Source organism: Citrobacter sp. CK202 (assembly GCF_030333225.1).
GTDB lineage: Bacteria > Pseudomonadota > Gammaproteobacteria > Enterobacterales > Enterobacteriaceae > Citrobacter_B > Citrobacter_B koseri.
On the sequence record NZ_JAOWGI010000029.1, the window covers coordinates 168,354 to 182,627 of the forward strand.

The 14,274-nt window shown below is 54.2% G+C and carries 9 protein-coding genes; 1 reads left to right on the plus strand and 8 read right to left on the minus strand.

What is annotated here, in order from left to right; genetic code table 11:
- Positions 1–21 precede the first annotated feature (21 nt).
- From OGX84_RS20575 to ebgR, 7 genes are all read right to left on the minus strand, one after another.
- Complete coding sequence (locus OGX84_RS20575) at positions 22–2,040, minus strand: NADPH-dependent 2,4-dienoyl-CoA reductase (protein ID WP_275165162.1); 2,019 nt, start codon at positions 2,038–2,040, stop codon at positions 22–24.
- 229 nt (positions 2,041–2,269) lie between these two features.
- On the minus strand, positions 2,270–4,621 hold the full coding sequence (ygjK, locus tag OGX84_RS20580; protein WP_275165163.1) for an alpha-glucosidase: 2,352 nt from the start codon (positions 4,619–4,621) through the stop codon (positions 2,270–2,272).
- Positions 4,622–4,637: 16 nt separating this feature from the next.
- Positions 4,638–5,693, minus strand: coding sequence for a protein YgjJ (gene ygjJ / locus OGX84_RS20585; RefSeq protein WP_410735571.1), 1,056 nt, complete (start codon positions 5,691–5,693; stop codon positions 4,638–4,640).
- Between the two features lie 88 nt (positions 5,694–5,781).
- Positions 5,782–7,215: an amino acid permease gene (locus tag OGX84_RS20590; protein WP_104868161.1), complete on the minus strand. Its 1,434-nt coding sequence runs from the start codon at positions 7,213–7,215 to the stop codon at positions 5,782–5,784.
- Between the two features lie 67 nt (positions 7,216–7,282).
- The gene (locus OGX84_RS20595) at positions 7,283–7,732 is read right to left on the minus strand and encodes a beta-galactosidase subunit beta (RefSeq protein ID WP_110493776.1); all 450 of its coding nucleotides are present in this window, start codon (positions 7,730–7,732) and stop codon (positions 7,283–7,285) included.
- Complete coding sequence (gene ebgA / locus OGX84_RS20600) at positions 7,729–10,821, minus strand: beta-galactosidase subunit alpha (RefSeq protein WP_286458338.1); 3,093 nt, start codon at positions 10,819–10,821, stop codon at positions 7,729–7,731. The genes OGX84_RS20595 and ebgA overlap by 4 nt, the downstream gene beginning before the upstream one ends.
- Before the next feature lie 207 nt (positions 10,822–11,028).
- Positions 11,029–12,012 carry a transcriptional regulator EbgR gene (ebgR, locus tag OGX84_RS20605; RefSeq protein ID WP_049009429.1) on the minus strand — a complete coding sequence of 328 codons (984 nt, stop codon included), beginning with the start codon at positions 12,010–12,012 and terminating at the stop codon, positions 11,029–11,031.
- Positions 12,013–12,231: 219 nt separating this feature from the next.
- On the opposite strand from ebgR, the gene OGX84_RS20610 reads away from it, so the two are divergent.
- A complete protein-coding gene (locus OGX84_RS20610) occupies positions 12,232–12,564 on the plus strand; it encodes a tRNA-binding protein (RefSeq protein WP_049009430.1) in 333 nt (110 codons plus the stop codon).
- Between the two features lie 90 nt (positions 12,565–12,654).
- Here OGX84_RS20610 and ygjG read toward each other — a convergent pair whose 3' ends face one another.
- Positions 12,655–14,034: a putrescine aminotransferase gene (gene ygjG / locus OGX84_RS20615; protein ID WP_111925746.1), complete on the minus strand. Its 1,380-nt coding sequence runs from the start codon at positions 14,032–14,034 to the stop codon at positions 12,655–12,657.
- Positions 14,035–14,274: the final 240 nt, after the last annotated feature.

Below are 14,274 nucleotides of genomic sequence, written 5' to 3' on the forward strand. Positions count from 1 at the left end.
AGCGCCATCAGGCAATGCCCCTTAAATCGCCAGCGCTAATTTTGTTCCCTGCGCAATTGCCCGCCGCGCATCCAGCTCCATCGCCACGTCGCATCCGCCAATCAGGTGTACCGTTTTCCCTGACGCGCGCAGCGGCTCCGCCAGTTCGCGCCGTGGCTCCTGCCCCGCGCAGATCACGACATGATCGACGTTCAGAAGCTGCGGTTCGCCGTTGATCAATACGTGCAATCCGTCATCGTCGATCTTCTGATAACTGACTGCCGGGATCATTTTTACGCCGCGGGACAACAGCGTTGCGCGATGGATCCAGCCGGTGGTTTTCCCCAGCCCCTGACCGGGTTTACTGGCTTTACGCTGTAGCATCACAATCTGACGTGGGCTGCGAGACAGATGCGGCCCTTCCGGGCGTAACCCGCCGGGCTGTTGCAGGCTGGTGTCGATCCCCCATTCCACGCAGAACTCGGCAATGCTCTGGCTGCTGGGATCGCCTGGCTGGCTGAGGTACATCGCGGTATCAAAACCAATCCCGCCGCAGCCGATAATCGCGACACGTTTCCCGACGGGAGTTTTATCGCGCAGCACCTCAAGATAGGTCAGCACTTTCGGGTGATCGATGCCCTCGATCGACGGTTTACGCGGTTCGATCCCGCAAGCGAGGATCGCTTCATCAAACGGTTGCAGATCGTCTGCGGTGACAAACCGGTTGAGCTTCAGCGTCACGCCGGTCACTTCGATCATCCGGCGGTAATAGCGCAGCGTTTCATAAAATTCTTCTTTGCCGGGGATCTGTTTAGCGATGTTGAACTGCCCGCCGATCTCGGCCAGGGCATCAAACAGCGTAACGTCGTGCCCGCGCGCCGCCGCGTTAATGGCAAATGCGAGACCCGCCGGGCCTGCGCCGACGACGGCCAGGCTTTTCTTATGTTCAGCCGGAACTATCGGCATTTTGGTTTCGTGACAGGCGCGTGGATTCACCAGGCAAGAGGTGACTTTACCCACGAAGATCTGATCCAGACAGGCCTGGTTGCAGCCGATACAGGTGTTGATCTCATCCGCCCGCCCTGATTGCGCTTTCGACAGCAGCTCGGCATCCGCCAGGAACGGGCGCGCCATCGACACCATATCCGCATCGCCGCGCGCCAGAATATCGTCTGCTACTTGCGGATCGTTGATCCGGTTGGTCGTGACCAGCGGAACGGTGACGTGGCCTTTCAGTTTGCGCGTTACCCAGCTAAAGGCGCCGCGCGGAACCGGCGTGGCGATCGTCGGGATACGCGCTTCGTGCCAGCCAATACCGGTGTTGATGAGCGTCGCGCCAGCCGATTCAATGGCCTGCGCCAGCTGTACGGTTTCGTCGAACGTCCCGCCGTTTTCCACCAGGTCGAGCATCGACAGGCGGTAGATAATGATAAAATCGCTGCCCACGCGCTGACGTACCGCCCGTACCACTTCCACCGCGAAACGCATACGCCTGGCGTAATCGCCGCCCCATTCATCGTCGCGCTGGTTCGTGCGCACGGTAAGAAATTCGTTGATCAGATAGCCTTCCGAACCCATCACCTCGACGCCGTCGTAACCCGCTTCCCGCGCCAGCTGGGCGCAGTGGGCGAAATCGTCAATCAGTTGCAGGATTTCATCGTGCGTGAGTTCGTGCGGCGTAAAACGGTTGATGGGTGCCTGGATCGCCGAAGGGGCGACCAGATGCGGCTGATAGCTATAGCGTCCGGTATGCAGGATCTGCAACGCAATTTTCCCGCCTTCCTCATGAACGGCGTCCGTGATCACGCGGTGGTGCGGCAGCTGGCTGGCGTCATTTAACGTGGCGCCGCCTTCCATTCCCACCCCGGACAGTGCAGGGGCAATCCCCCCGGTGACGATCAGCGCGACGCCATGCCGCGCACGTTCGGCGTAGAAAGCCGCCAGCCGTTCGGCGCCATCGGGGTATTCCTCCAGCCCGGTATGCATCGAACCCATTAGCACACGGTTTTTAAGCCGGGTAAAGCCCAGATCGAGCGGGGCGAAAAGCGACGGATAGCTCATAAGTGTGTCCAGTATGTAAAATTATTGTTATGTGGTCGGATGAGTTAATAATTTAGCCGTCGCGGCGTAAAAGGGAAAAGGGGAATGCGATGATTGTGATGGGATTCAAAAAAGGAGCGGGGGCAGAGAACGAATTTGCCGGATGGCGACGCTGGCGCGTCTTATCCGGCCTACGGATCGGATTCCTGTAGGCCGGATAAGCGTAGCGCCATCCGGCACGCATTTCAGATTACAGTTTCCTGAAGAAGTCGTTATATAGCATATACAGGTGCGCGGCGCTCCAGGAGAAGTTCGGCGCGCCCTGCTGTGCGCCGGTCAACGGGTTGTAGTTTTCCTGAATCGGCCCGTCGGCGGTCAGCCCTTTCGCATGCCTGAAGAAAGTATCCGCCAGCTTCAGCGCATCATCACGATAGCCGTAACGCGCCATGCCTTTTAATCCGAACCAGAACTGATCCACCCACACGCGTCCACGCCAGTAAATATCCGCGCCGAACGCCGGATTAGTCAGCGCGGCGGTGCCGAGCGGTACGAAAGTATTGAACTCTTTCGGGTCAAGCATCACCTTCACAACCGCATCGGCGTGAGCCTGCGTCGCAGCGCCGTTAAACAACGGCGACCAGCCTTCCGGCCCCTTGCCACGCTCAACGATCGGTTTCCCCGCACAGCCGTTTGCCAGCGGCTTTTCTTCAATCCGCAGATCATAGAAGAAGTGTGTTGCCGGATCGAACATACAGGTGTTGATGTAATCCGCGAGCTTTTGCGCCAACTGGCGATAGTGCTGCGCCTCGTTCGGCTTATTGAGGAGGGTCGCCATTTCCGCCAGATAGTGGTTGTCGCTGTACATGTAGCTCGCCTGATCGACTGACTCCTGTCGCAGCGAATAGCCCAGCAGCATGCCGTCCTGGCGACGGTTTTCCGCAAATTTCACCGTCCAGTCGCTGCGTTTGCCGCCGTTTGCGACATATTTATCCAACTGCGCTTTATCAATAAAACCGAACACTGCGGCGTCATCACGCCCGGACTCCCAGGAGGCGGCGACCTGCGCCGGAATTTCCAGGCTGTCGTACTGGCCTTCGCTGATGATGCGGGCATAGTTTCTCAGCCCGGATAACGTCTCTTCCTTGTCGCCCTGTTTTACCGTAAACAGCATTTCGCCGGTGTCGGTATTGTGGGCTTTGTCGCGGGTTGCGCCATATTCCGGGACGCCATTGCCGTTGTGATCGCGGTTACGCAGCCACCAGTCATGGTATGCCACCAGTTTCGGGTACATCTCTTCAAGCCAGGCTTTGTCTTTGGTGACGTTGTAGACTTCCATCACTGACCATGCCGCGAGGCTTGGTTTGGTGTTGCGCTCGTTCCAGTTGCCGCCATCGCCGCCGCGTTCCGGGCTGAGATTCCAGGCGATCAGGTCGGGAACGAAGCCCGCATCCTGTGGGCGAAGCGGATCGTCGGGTTGAATCTGCCAGGAGAAGACGGCGCGAATATTCTCTTTGGCGATTTCCGGGTTGAAATGCGCCATCGCAAAGGCCTGCTTCCAGGTGTCCCACGGCCAGGTCTGATTACCGGAAAACCAGCGGCCAGTGACCGATGGCGTCACGGTATGGTGTTTGATCGCGCCGCCTGGCGAGCGCCAGTTGCCGTTCAGCGTTTCAATGGCTTTAACCGCAACCCGCGTCTGTTCTGGCGTGGCGTCCGGGTTGGTTAAGCCTTTTTGCAGATAGCCCTCCCAGCGTTTTTGTGATGCGCTGAGATAGTCAGCCGGGCGAGCCAGAATGTCGCGGATCTGCGCCTGCTCGTTATCCACTTCCTGCGCGGTGAGCAGATGCGACCAGGTGGTATAAAACGTGGTGGAACCGTTGATGTGCGCCTTGCTGGTAAAGCGGTGGCCGTTGACCTTTGTGTCTGTCGGCAGGGACTTATGTATCTGATATTCAGATTCGCCGGAAGTGAGCAGATCCCAGGTGGAACGCACTTTGCCGAAGGTGACTTTCAGACCATCACGGGTGGCGATGATTTTTCGCTGATAGTCCGGGTATTCTCCATCAATGGTTTTATCGGAGATCGCTTTTCCCTCTTTCGCTTCCAGTTTTTCCAGTAACTCGCCATCCCACACCAGATCCAGCGGCGTCTTGCTGGTGATTTTCGTTTCCAGCAGGGCCGTGCGCGAACTGGCGAAGCGCAGCGTCATCTCAACCTGCACGTCCTTTGAGGATAATTTTTGGATCAGCGCGCCGGGAATGCTGTAAGCCTCAAGCGCAAAGTCAACCTGTTGGCCGTTTTGATACACCGACAGACGGTCAAAATGGGTGGCCATAAAGTTGATGTACTCTTCCGTCAGCAGTGCGACGCCGGGAAAGCCGCCCATCGTGGCCTTGCTGTCTGGCAGCAGGTATCCATGCCACGCGCCAAGATCGAAAAACGGATTAAAACGCTGGTGATCATCGTAATCGTAATCATGCATATAGCCCGGCGCGCCGGTGCGGTTAATGACATTTTTATAATCGTCCGCAGTGGCGGCATGTGCGGAGAGGCTTATCAGCAAAGCGCAGGTCAGCGGCGTCAGGGTCGTCGTGATTTTCATGGTGTTCATGTCCTTATTACCAGTAGAAATATTGCATCAGGAAAATCTGGTCGCTGGGATCGCCAGATGCGTTTTGCATATAGAACCGGCTGTCGAAGGCGGTGGCGAAACGCCCGCCGCCGTATTCGTACCAGACGCCAAACTGCATAAAAGAGGTGGTTTCGTCTGCGGCATGGTCTGGCCGGTGTCTGGCATAGCTGTAGGCCGTAGAGAGATAAACGCCTTTTAGCGCTTCGTACATGGCGCTGACCATAAAGCCGGTTTCGCTGCCCGGCACGTCCAGACCGTCGGCGCGACCAGTGTGGTGCCAGGCGCGGGCGGCCAGATTGGGAGAGAGAACGCCGGTCAGAAACAGTTGCCCGGTGCCGTCGGTAACTTCCAGGCCGTTCATCCAGGTGACGCCTTCGACAAGATCGTACTGGATATAACCGTTGATCATCGCCGGATAGGTGTATTTATCGTCATAGCGATCGTATTTGCCGAAATGCAGCCAGGCTTTCCCCTCATCGTGATGCCCGGCTGGCGTGGCGGTGACGCTATAACGGAAGGCGCCGCTCAGATTCTGCACCTTAATCGCGGTCATGATGTCACGGGTATTGGGGATGACGTAGCCCAGATCCGGCGTAAAATCGCCCCACCATTGCAGGTCATCCAGCGAGGAATCCTGACGCAGGCTCAGCATCAGTTCCGTGCCGTCATCAGTACGATAACCGCCATAAAAACGGTTGATACCGCCTTCGAACCCGCCCCAGCTATGATCGGGAACCCAGGCGTTACCCTGATGGTCGGCCTGCACCGTCCAGCCTTCGCCGTAAATCAGGCCAAACCATGAGCCGTATTTCATCTCCAGGCCGCCTTCAATATAGGTGCCGTCACTGTATTTATGTTTATCCTGTCCTTCTAAATCCATATATCCCCCCAGCCCCATCTCGCCGTAAAAACGAAAGGAGGGAGAGGTGACGGCTGGCGTTTTTGTGTCGTCATGTTCTGCCGGATGAACGTCTTCCGCAGCCAGGGGAAAAACACAGAGGAAGGGCAGGGCAATTATTGCCCTGCGAATATTTTTCATCATTTTCATGCTTCTGTCCTAAGCCAAAATAAATATTTTTTATTGTTATAGCCAATGTGAAAATGGTTCTTATAGTTATAAAATCAATCTGTTAATTAATGTTTGATGCGGGTGCGGCTTCAATATCCTGTTCTTCTTTTGTGAGTCCTTTAATGTATCGGCTGTATTTCCACCAGGCGAATCCGAGGAAAATAACAATACCGCCCACGTTATAGAAAACAATGGTCATAATATTGCCGCCGGTTGGGAAAGTGGAGGCAATAAATCCGATGGTAAATATAACAATTAACATCGACACGACGATAATACCGGTTCTTTGCGATCCCATACGGAAGTCTCGCGGTAAGTGCTCCATTTTTGCCCGCAGATTCAGGTAGGCCAGCATAATAAACAGTGGAGGCAGCATGGAGGCCGCTGCGGTCATATTAATGATGGTGTTCATTAATTCCTGAACGGTATTCGAGCCGAGCATCGGGATAATCATCAACGGAATGACAATCAGGAACTGAATCCAGGCGGCGCGGGCGGGGACGCCGTTTTCATTCAGTTCGACGGTTTTTTTGCCAAAAATCCCTGCGGGAATTTCGGAGAAGAAAATTTTAACCGGCGTTGCAGTCCACATCAGCAGGGAGCCGAACATCGCAGTAAAAGAAACCAGACCGACAAAGCGGTTTATCAACAGTTCGGGCAGACCAAACCAGGCTGCCAGACCGTGGAAGACCTGTACTGAACCGCCGGTAAATTTCAGCTCTTTACTGCTTACGAATACGTTGATCAGTACCGACGAAATGGAATAAAGCACGCCGATGAAAATCCCGGCCAGGATGATCACTTTTACAAATGATTTTGATCCGCCTTTTACGTCGTTAACATACACCGCAACGGATTCCGCGCCGCCTGCGGCCATAAAGATCCAGGTCGTAATACCGAGGAACGCCCAGTTAACGTTCGGGATCATCGCCTCCACGGTGATCGGATCGGCAGGCTGAACGCCGCCCACCAGCGCCGTACCGGCCAGTAAAATATAGGAAAGCGTCAACAGGAGCATCAGCGTGGAGGTGACGGAGGTGATTGGCCCCAGCATTTTCGCCCCGTTGGTGGAAACCCAGGTTGAGAAGGCGAACAGCACCATACTCAATACGGTTGTTGCGACCGGCGTCAGAATATATTCGTAGCCCAGGAACGCATATGAGGCATAGGCAATTACGCGCGGGAGCAGCGAGGTGAAAAAGAACAAGTTAACGAACCAATAGGTGTAGGCGGTAATAAATGCCCAACGTCCGCCGAGGGAGCTTTTTACCCAAGCATAAACGCCAGCTTCAGAGTTTTTATTTAATGAAACGAATTCTGCAATAATTAAACAGAAGGGGATAAAGTAGAAAATCGTTGCCAGGAAAAACATCGGCGCCGATGCCAGCCCCAGCTCAATATTATTATTGATAACGTTATTAAAACTGTAAACGGCGGCAAAGGTAAGCGAGAGTAAGCCGAATTTGCCGATTGTATTACGTTTGGTATCAGACATAACACATCTCCGATTCCTGATTTTTGTAGGGTAGTCAGCGGCACATCACAGGTGCCGCCCGTTATTTTTATTTGTTATGAAAATAACCATCTTCAATGGTCACTTTGAGTACGACTTTTTTTACCGCGTGATTACAGATAAAGCGGTAGGCTTCATGGTTGTCGCAAATCACCATCTGTCCTTCGTGAACCTCTACGGTGTTTCCGCAACCTTTCAGATATTCGCGATCGGTTTCATCGCGATAATATTCAACGACCTGCAACGTATCTTTGGCGGCATATTCAATTTTTTGTCGCCCTTGCAGGTAGTAATGCACTTCAACGTAACGGCGATGCCCGGTAAACAGCGCATCGGCGGCAGAGTCGGTTTCCACGCGATACGTCAGAGAATCTCCGATGGAGTGAGCGACGCCGGGCTGAATGTTGTCGATATTTTCAATCGCTTCAACGCAGCGCTGCCATTTGCGACCAGAGGCGTAGACCTGCCGGAACTGTTCTAAGTTATCGAGGAGCCTCATTTTTCATTCTCGCTATGCAAATTTGTGGAAAAGAAGTCCGTGCCGAAGGCATGGCTGGCGATAGCCTGGGCGGTCGCTTCGCCGCCAGACACCGGCAGCAACGTAAAGCCATAACGGAATGACCGGAACCAGACGCGCCAGGAATCGAGCACTTCGCTTCCCCAGGAGTTGGAACCCAGTCCAAGCAACTGATGATCCAGATTCAGGGTGATGTCGTCGCAGTGCTGCAATTCATTGCAGTGCTGCGCGGCAAAGAGGTTTTCTGGCGTGTAATGCCAGGCGCTGAAGTTGATGGGGCGTTGCGGTACCACCAGCAGACCGTTGCCGTGGCGGTTGGTTAGCGTCGCCCAGCGTACATGCTGGCGATTACCGTTGTTCTGCGGGAACGGGTAATTCTCAAACATGTCATCCACGGTGGAGCGCCAGATGTCGATGATGTTGGCCTGCTGACTGTCGGCATAGTTTTCTCCCGGGCCGCGACCATACCAGGCAACCTGATCGAAGGCGCCATTGATTCCCATCGTGAAGCCAATACACGGAATAATGTGCGGATATTCGCCGTAGGGTTCGCCGGAAAGCGCGACGTTTACCTGACCATCCATCGCAATGCGCCAGCGATACGTACAGCGCATGCCGAAATCAAATACCGGCGGAGCAATAAGGGTGTGGCTGGTAATCAGCACCGCATCTTCCGTTTGCTCGACGGTAAACGCCCGCAGATGCTCCTGCATGATGTGCAGATGGTTTGGTTGCCAGAGCCCGTCGAACTCCTGCTTGTGGTTATCAATTGTCGGCTTAAAGAAATTGATTTTTGGCGCGCGGGTCAGCAGCGCTTCACCATTAACGTTCCAGGCGGTTGGCTTCCCGTTCAGTTTTGAGAACGTCAGATGGAAGTTGTAGCCGCGCACGGTGCAACTCAGACGATCGTCTTCCAGCGTCAACGCGCGCGCGTTTGGCTGGCTAAACGGTACAGGAGGCACCGTTCTGGCCTTCAGCGGGAACTGACAGGCGGAGATATGATGCCCTGCGTCGCTGTAGAGTGTGGGGGAGTCTTTGGTCACGGTGACGTTAAGAAACGTTTCTCGCCCATCCAGCGCTGGCAACGTGCAGTGCAGTAACGCCTCGCTATTCGGCGCGACGTCGCGCAGTTTGATCTGCTGCGTGGAGAGCGTCTCCCCTTCGGCACGAACGTCAATATGCAGGGTATAGTCGTCAAGGGAGGTGAACCACAGCTTGTTTTCTACTTTCAGTTCGCCACGTTCCAGATCCTGCGCGTGGATTTTTACAGGTGCAATGACCTGCTTGTACTCCTTCAGACCCGGGCCCGGCGTCTGGTCAGGGTAAATCAGACCATCAAGGCAGAAGTTGTAGTTATTCGGGTAGTCGCCGTAATCGCCGCCAAATTTGTACCACACGTTGCCATCGTCGTCTTTCGCCTGAATACCGTGATCGCACCATTCCCAGACGTAGTGCCCCTGAATGCAGTCGTGCTGGTAAAAGACATTCTGATATTCGGTTAGCCCGCCGGGGCCGTTGCCCATCGCGTGGGCGTATTCGCAGATGATGCGCGGCTTCGGATGCGGGTACTCACCAAACTCGTTCATTAGCGGCACGCGGGTATACATGGTGGAGATGATATCCACCACTTCGGCGTCGCGGTCTTCTTCGTAGTGAATCAGGCGCGTGTCATCCAGCGCTTTGGCGGCGTGGTACATCGCGCGAATATTACAGCCGTACCCGGATTCGTTGCCCAGCGACCAGATGATGATAGAAGGGTGGTTTTTCTGCGCATGGATATGGCGCACGATGCGCTCGACGTAGACCGTTTCCCACGCCGGGTCGTCGGTGATGCGGCTGATATCGCCGATGTTAGCGAATCCGTGTGACTCGACGTCGGTTTCCGCCATCACAAACAGGCCGTAGATATCGCAGAGCTCGTAGAAACGTGGATCGTTAGGGTAGTGCGCGGTTCGTACCGAGTTGATGTTGTGTTGTTTCATTAACCGCAGATCTTTTTCAACGCGATCCATGCCGACAGCCCGACCTTTAAGATGATCGTTATCGTGGCGGTTGACGCCGTGCAGCATCACATAGCGGTTATTGATGTAAAACAGCCCGTCGCGAACCTGAATATCGCGAAAGCCCACGCGTTGCGGCACCACTTCAAGAGTATTGCCGTTAGCGTCTTTCAGGGTCATCACCAGGTGGTAGAGATACGGCGACTCAGAGGACCACTGGTGCGGAGTGCGAACGCCAACAGCAAAGTCGGTGCTGATGCGCTGGTCAATGGTCAGTGCGTTGATGGCGCCTGCATGTACAACATCCTCACCGTCAAACAGCGCATACTCCAGAGAAGCGATTGCCGGGTCGGCGGTCAGGTTTTCCAGAACCAGCTGGCAGGAGAGGGTGGCATTGCGATAATCGTCGTCAAAATCGGTGCGAACGGTGAAGTCCTGAATGTGGACGGTGTGTTTACCAACCAGATAAACGTCGCGGAAGATGCCCGCCGACCACCACATATCCTGGTCTTCAACATAGGTGGAATCTGCCCACTGCATCACGCGGACGCATAACAGGTTGTCGCCCGTCTTCGCGACTGCGCTGATGTCGAACTCTGTCGTCAGGCGGCTGCCTTTGCTGAATCCCACATAATGGCCGTTCACATAAACTTCGAAATACGTTTCGACGCCGTCGAATTTAATCAGCGTTTGCTTTCCTTGCCAGCCTTCGCTCAGCGTGAAAATGCGTTGATAAGCGCCGGTGGGGTTATCGCTGGGGACGTACGGTACATCGATCGGAAACGGGAAGCCTTCGTCGGTATATTGCAGCTTGCCGTGGCCTTCCATTTGCCACATCCCTGGAACGGTAATTGTTCCCCAGTCACGCATATACTCTGAGGTAAAGGCTTCCGGCACCTGAAGCGGGTGGTCGAAGAACTGAAAGTTCCACTGACCGCTTAGCGGCAAAAAATAGCTGCTGGTTTCGCGGGCGAATGTACGAGCCTGGGCTATTGAGTCATAAGAAAAAAAGTAGGCGCGTGGCGCCAGTCTGTTTTCGTGGGTCAGCTGAATGTTTTCCCAGCGATTCATAATGCCTCCCTGTGGAGCGAAGTCGGAACCCTTCAAGGCGATGGTAAGTGTGCGTTATGGGAAATGATTTTAGTAAAATATTTACTAAAATGTAGTAGGTAAAATGATTTACTTTAACTGGATCACGAAAATAAGCAGTGAGAAGAAAAACGGCGAAAAGCGGAATGCGCCCGGCTATCAGGAAAACCGGGCGGCGGAAAAGGGGGGTTAGCGGCTGGTGCCGCGCAGTTTAAGTTTACTGGGAACGAAGACCAGCAGCGGCAGTGCACGCCCGTCACGGGCTTTTTCGTACACCAGATTTACGCCCTGGCTGCCCATCATTTCGGAATGAATGCGCACCGTGGAAAGCGGTGGGAAGGTGAATCGCGCCGTCGGAATGTCATTCACGCTTATCAGGGAGATGTCGCGTGGGATCTCAAGGCCATGCTCATGGATTGCGCGTAACACGCCAATGGCTATCGAGTCGGAGGCGACAAACAGCGCGCGCGGATAATCCGCTTTAGCCAGCATTTGTTTCGCCAGTTCGTAACCTGATGAACTGGAAAAACCACCGCGCCAGATATCGTCTTCACGCACGACCTGCTTCAGGCGGCCATATTCGACAAACGCGGCTTCGCGGATATCGGCTTTGCCGGGCTCATCCTCCCCGCCAATAAAACCGATACGGGTTGCGCCTTGAGCAATGAAAAAGTCGATGATCTCTTTGCTGATGCGGGACAAATCGATATCGACGGCATCGTATTCACTGCCTGATTCGTGAAAGTCGATAAAGCAGATATTGTCAGTCAGCGCGGCGGCGGCGTCGCGTAAGGCGGCTGAAGGCTTGCCGACAATGAGAATGCCGGTGATGTTTTTAAGATCCGGCAACCCGCTGTGTTCGTAGCAGTTGGTCAGTTCAATCCCCAGTTTTTCACACTGTGTCTCAATCCCGTGGCGGATTGCCAGATAGTAGGGATCGTTAATTTCCAGCTCTTGCTGATAACTGTAGATGGCAAGGATGTGTTGCAGGCTGACCGTACTATTCTGGCTCTTACGGGCGCTGCTGGTTTTGTACTCCAGCTTTTCCGCGATTTCCAGAATGCGGTGTTTGGTCTCTTCTTTGACATTCAGCGTGGGGTCGTCGTTTAAGACCCGCGACACTGTCGCCAGGGATACGCCAGCTTCAATTGCGATATCTTTAAGTGTTGCCATGATTACCTTTTTCGACTTTCCCCTGAGTAGCCTTTTCATTGTAAAGGAAGTGCTTATCTATGCATCTGTTTTCAGTAAATAAAGCGCGTTTATTTGACGTGCCAGGGGTAAATTTCAGCTTAAAGAGTGTGATAAACGCAGCATTTCCCCTTTTTTAAGAACAGTGCCTGGAAAAATCATTGCTATGATTTAGTAAATTTTTACCAAAAGGAGAAAAAGATGGAGACGGTGGCCTTTGCGGATTTTGCCCGACTGGAGCTGCGTGTTGGAAAGATTGTACAGGTAAAGCGTCATGATAATGCCGATAAGCTTTACATTGTGCAGGTGGATGTGGGCGAGCGTACGCTGCAAACGGTAACCAGCCTCGTACCTTATTACCGAGAGGATGCGCTGATGGGGAAAACGGTGGTGGTACTGTGCAATCTGCAAAAAGCCAAAATGCGTGGTGAAACGTCAGAATGCATGTTGCTGTGCGCCGAAACCGATGACGGCAGTGAAAGCGTATTGCTGACGCCGGAACGCGTAATGCCTGCGGGTGTGCGGGTTGTGTGAACTTGCCGGATGGCGATGCTGGCGCATCTTATCCGGCCTACGGATCGGATTCCTGTAGGCCGGATAAGCGTAGCGCCATCCGGCGGTGTGTTATGTTTCCTCCACGCTCACCCGTAACGCCGCCAGAGCCTTGCGGGTCGCCTTTAACACCTGCTCACACTGCTCAATTGTTAATGTCAGCGGTGGTTCGATGCGAATCGTTTTCGAGTTGTTGAGCGTCCCGGCAACCAGTACCCGCTGGCGGAACATCTCGCTGGCGAAGTTGTAGCCGATTTCGTTGTCAACAAACTCAATCGCCATCAACATCCCTTTTCCGCGAGCGTCCTGCACCAGGTCAGGGTATTCCCTGGCAAGCTGGAGGAAGCCGTCCAGCAACATATCGCCTTTCTGCTCCGCCTGTGCCGGTAGATTCTGCTCCAGCAACACGTTAATGGTCGCTAATGCTGCCGCACAGGCCAGCGGGTTGCCGCCAAAGGTTGTGGTGTGCAGGAACGGATTATCGAACAGAACGGAGAACACCTCTTCGGTAGCGATGGTTGCCCCAACCGGCATCACGCCGCCGCCTAACGCTTTTGCCAGACATAAAATGTCAGGCTGCACGTTTTCATGTTCACAGGCGAACATCTTACCGGTGCGCCCCATGCCGGTCTGGACTTCATCCAGAATCATCAGGGCGCCAAACTCATCGCAGAGTTTACGCACGGCGGTCAGATAGCCCTGCGGCGGCAGGATCACGCCGCCCTCGCCCTGAATTGGTTCCAGAATGACGGCTGCCACATCGTCGCCGGTTTTTTTACACTCGCTAAGTGCAGTACGCATGGCCTCAATGTTGCCAAACGGTACATGGCGGAAGCCCGGCAGCAGCGGCATAAACGGCTTGCGGAACGTGGATTTCGCCGTGGCGGAAAGCGACCCCAGCGATTTACCGTGAAACGCGCCGCTGGTAGCGATAAAGGTAAACTTACCGCGCGGCGACTGATACGCCTTCGCCAGTTTCAGCGCCGCTTCCACCGATTCGGTGCCGCTGTTGCTGAAAAAACTGTACTTCAGTTTTCCAGGCGTGAGCGCTGCGAGCGTTTTAGCCAGCATGGCCCGGAGCGGGTCCAGTAACTCCTGGCTGTGCAGAGGTTGTTTTGCGAGTTGATTCTGTACGGCGGATACGACAACTGGATTACGGTGCCCCACGTTGAAAATGCCAAAACCACCCAGACAATCAATAAATTCCTGTCCCTGGGTGTCGACAAGCGTATTCAGACTTCCCGCTTGCCACTCTACGGCTCCGTAATCCCCGCCAGCGGTCACAGATTTTCGATACTCTAAAAACCCCGGATTAACATGCTCTTTGAAGTAATCAATCACCTCTCGGTTCAGTGCTTTCATTTCCTCATGATCAAGCGTTCGCTTTTCAATGAGATTCAGTGCGTGTGCGCTACAGGCCAGGGCCGATGCGCTGGAAGGTAACCTGTTCAAAATATGCTCCCGGAACTCGCGTATCACATGATACTGAGTTAAGTATTGCAGGGATTGCGCCATATCGGCGTGGATCATGAAAATCGGGATAAACACCAGGGAAAATATCAAGTGTGCAATATTTAATCTCATTCATTAACAATTGGTGATGTTTTGCGCAGTGCGTGTGTGGGGACGCGGGGGCTGACGGGCGGGCAGTCGCACCAGAACGGTGCGAGCGGTGTGCGTATATGGGGCGGA

What these genes read in the sequence shown, in the direction of transcription:
- OGX84_RS20595 (WP_110493776.1), bottom strand. Translation starts at nt 7,732, where the DNA reads ATGAGGCTCCTCGATAACTTAGAACAGTTCCGGCAGGTCTACGCCTCT.
- ygjJ (WP_410735571.1), bottom strand. Translation starts at nt 5,693, where the DNA reads ATGATGAAAAATATTCGCAGGGCAATAATTGCCCTGCCCTTCCTCTGT.
- ygjK (WP_275165163.1), bottom strand. Translation starts at nt 4,621, where the DNA reads ATGAAAATCACGACGACCCTGACGCCGCTGACCTGCGCTTTGCTGATA.
- OGX84_RS20590 (WP_104868161.1), bottom strand. Translation starts at nt 7,215, where the DNA reads ATGTCTGATACCAAACGTAATACAATCGGCAAATTCGGCTTACTCTCG.
- ebgR (WP_049009429.1), bottom strand. Translation starts at nt 12,012, where the DNA reads ATGGCAACACTTAAAGATATCGCAATTGAAGCTGGCGTATCCCTGGCG.
- OGX84_RS20610 (WP_049009430.1), top strand. Translation starts at nt 12,232, where the DNA reads ATGGAGACGGTGGCCTTTGCGGATTTTGCCCGACTGGAGCTGCGTGTT.
- OGX84_RS20575 (WP_275165162.1), bottom strand. Translation starts at nt 2,040, where the DNA reads ATGAGCTATCCGTCGCTTTTCGCCCCGCTCGATCTGGGCTTTACCCGG.
- ebgA (WP_286458338.1), bottom strand. Translation starts at nt 10,821, where the DNA reads ATGAATCGCTGGGAAAACATTCAGCTGACCCACGAAAACAGACTGGCG.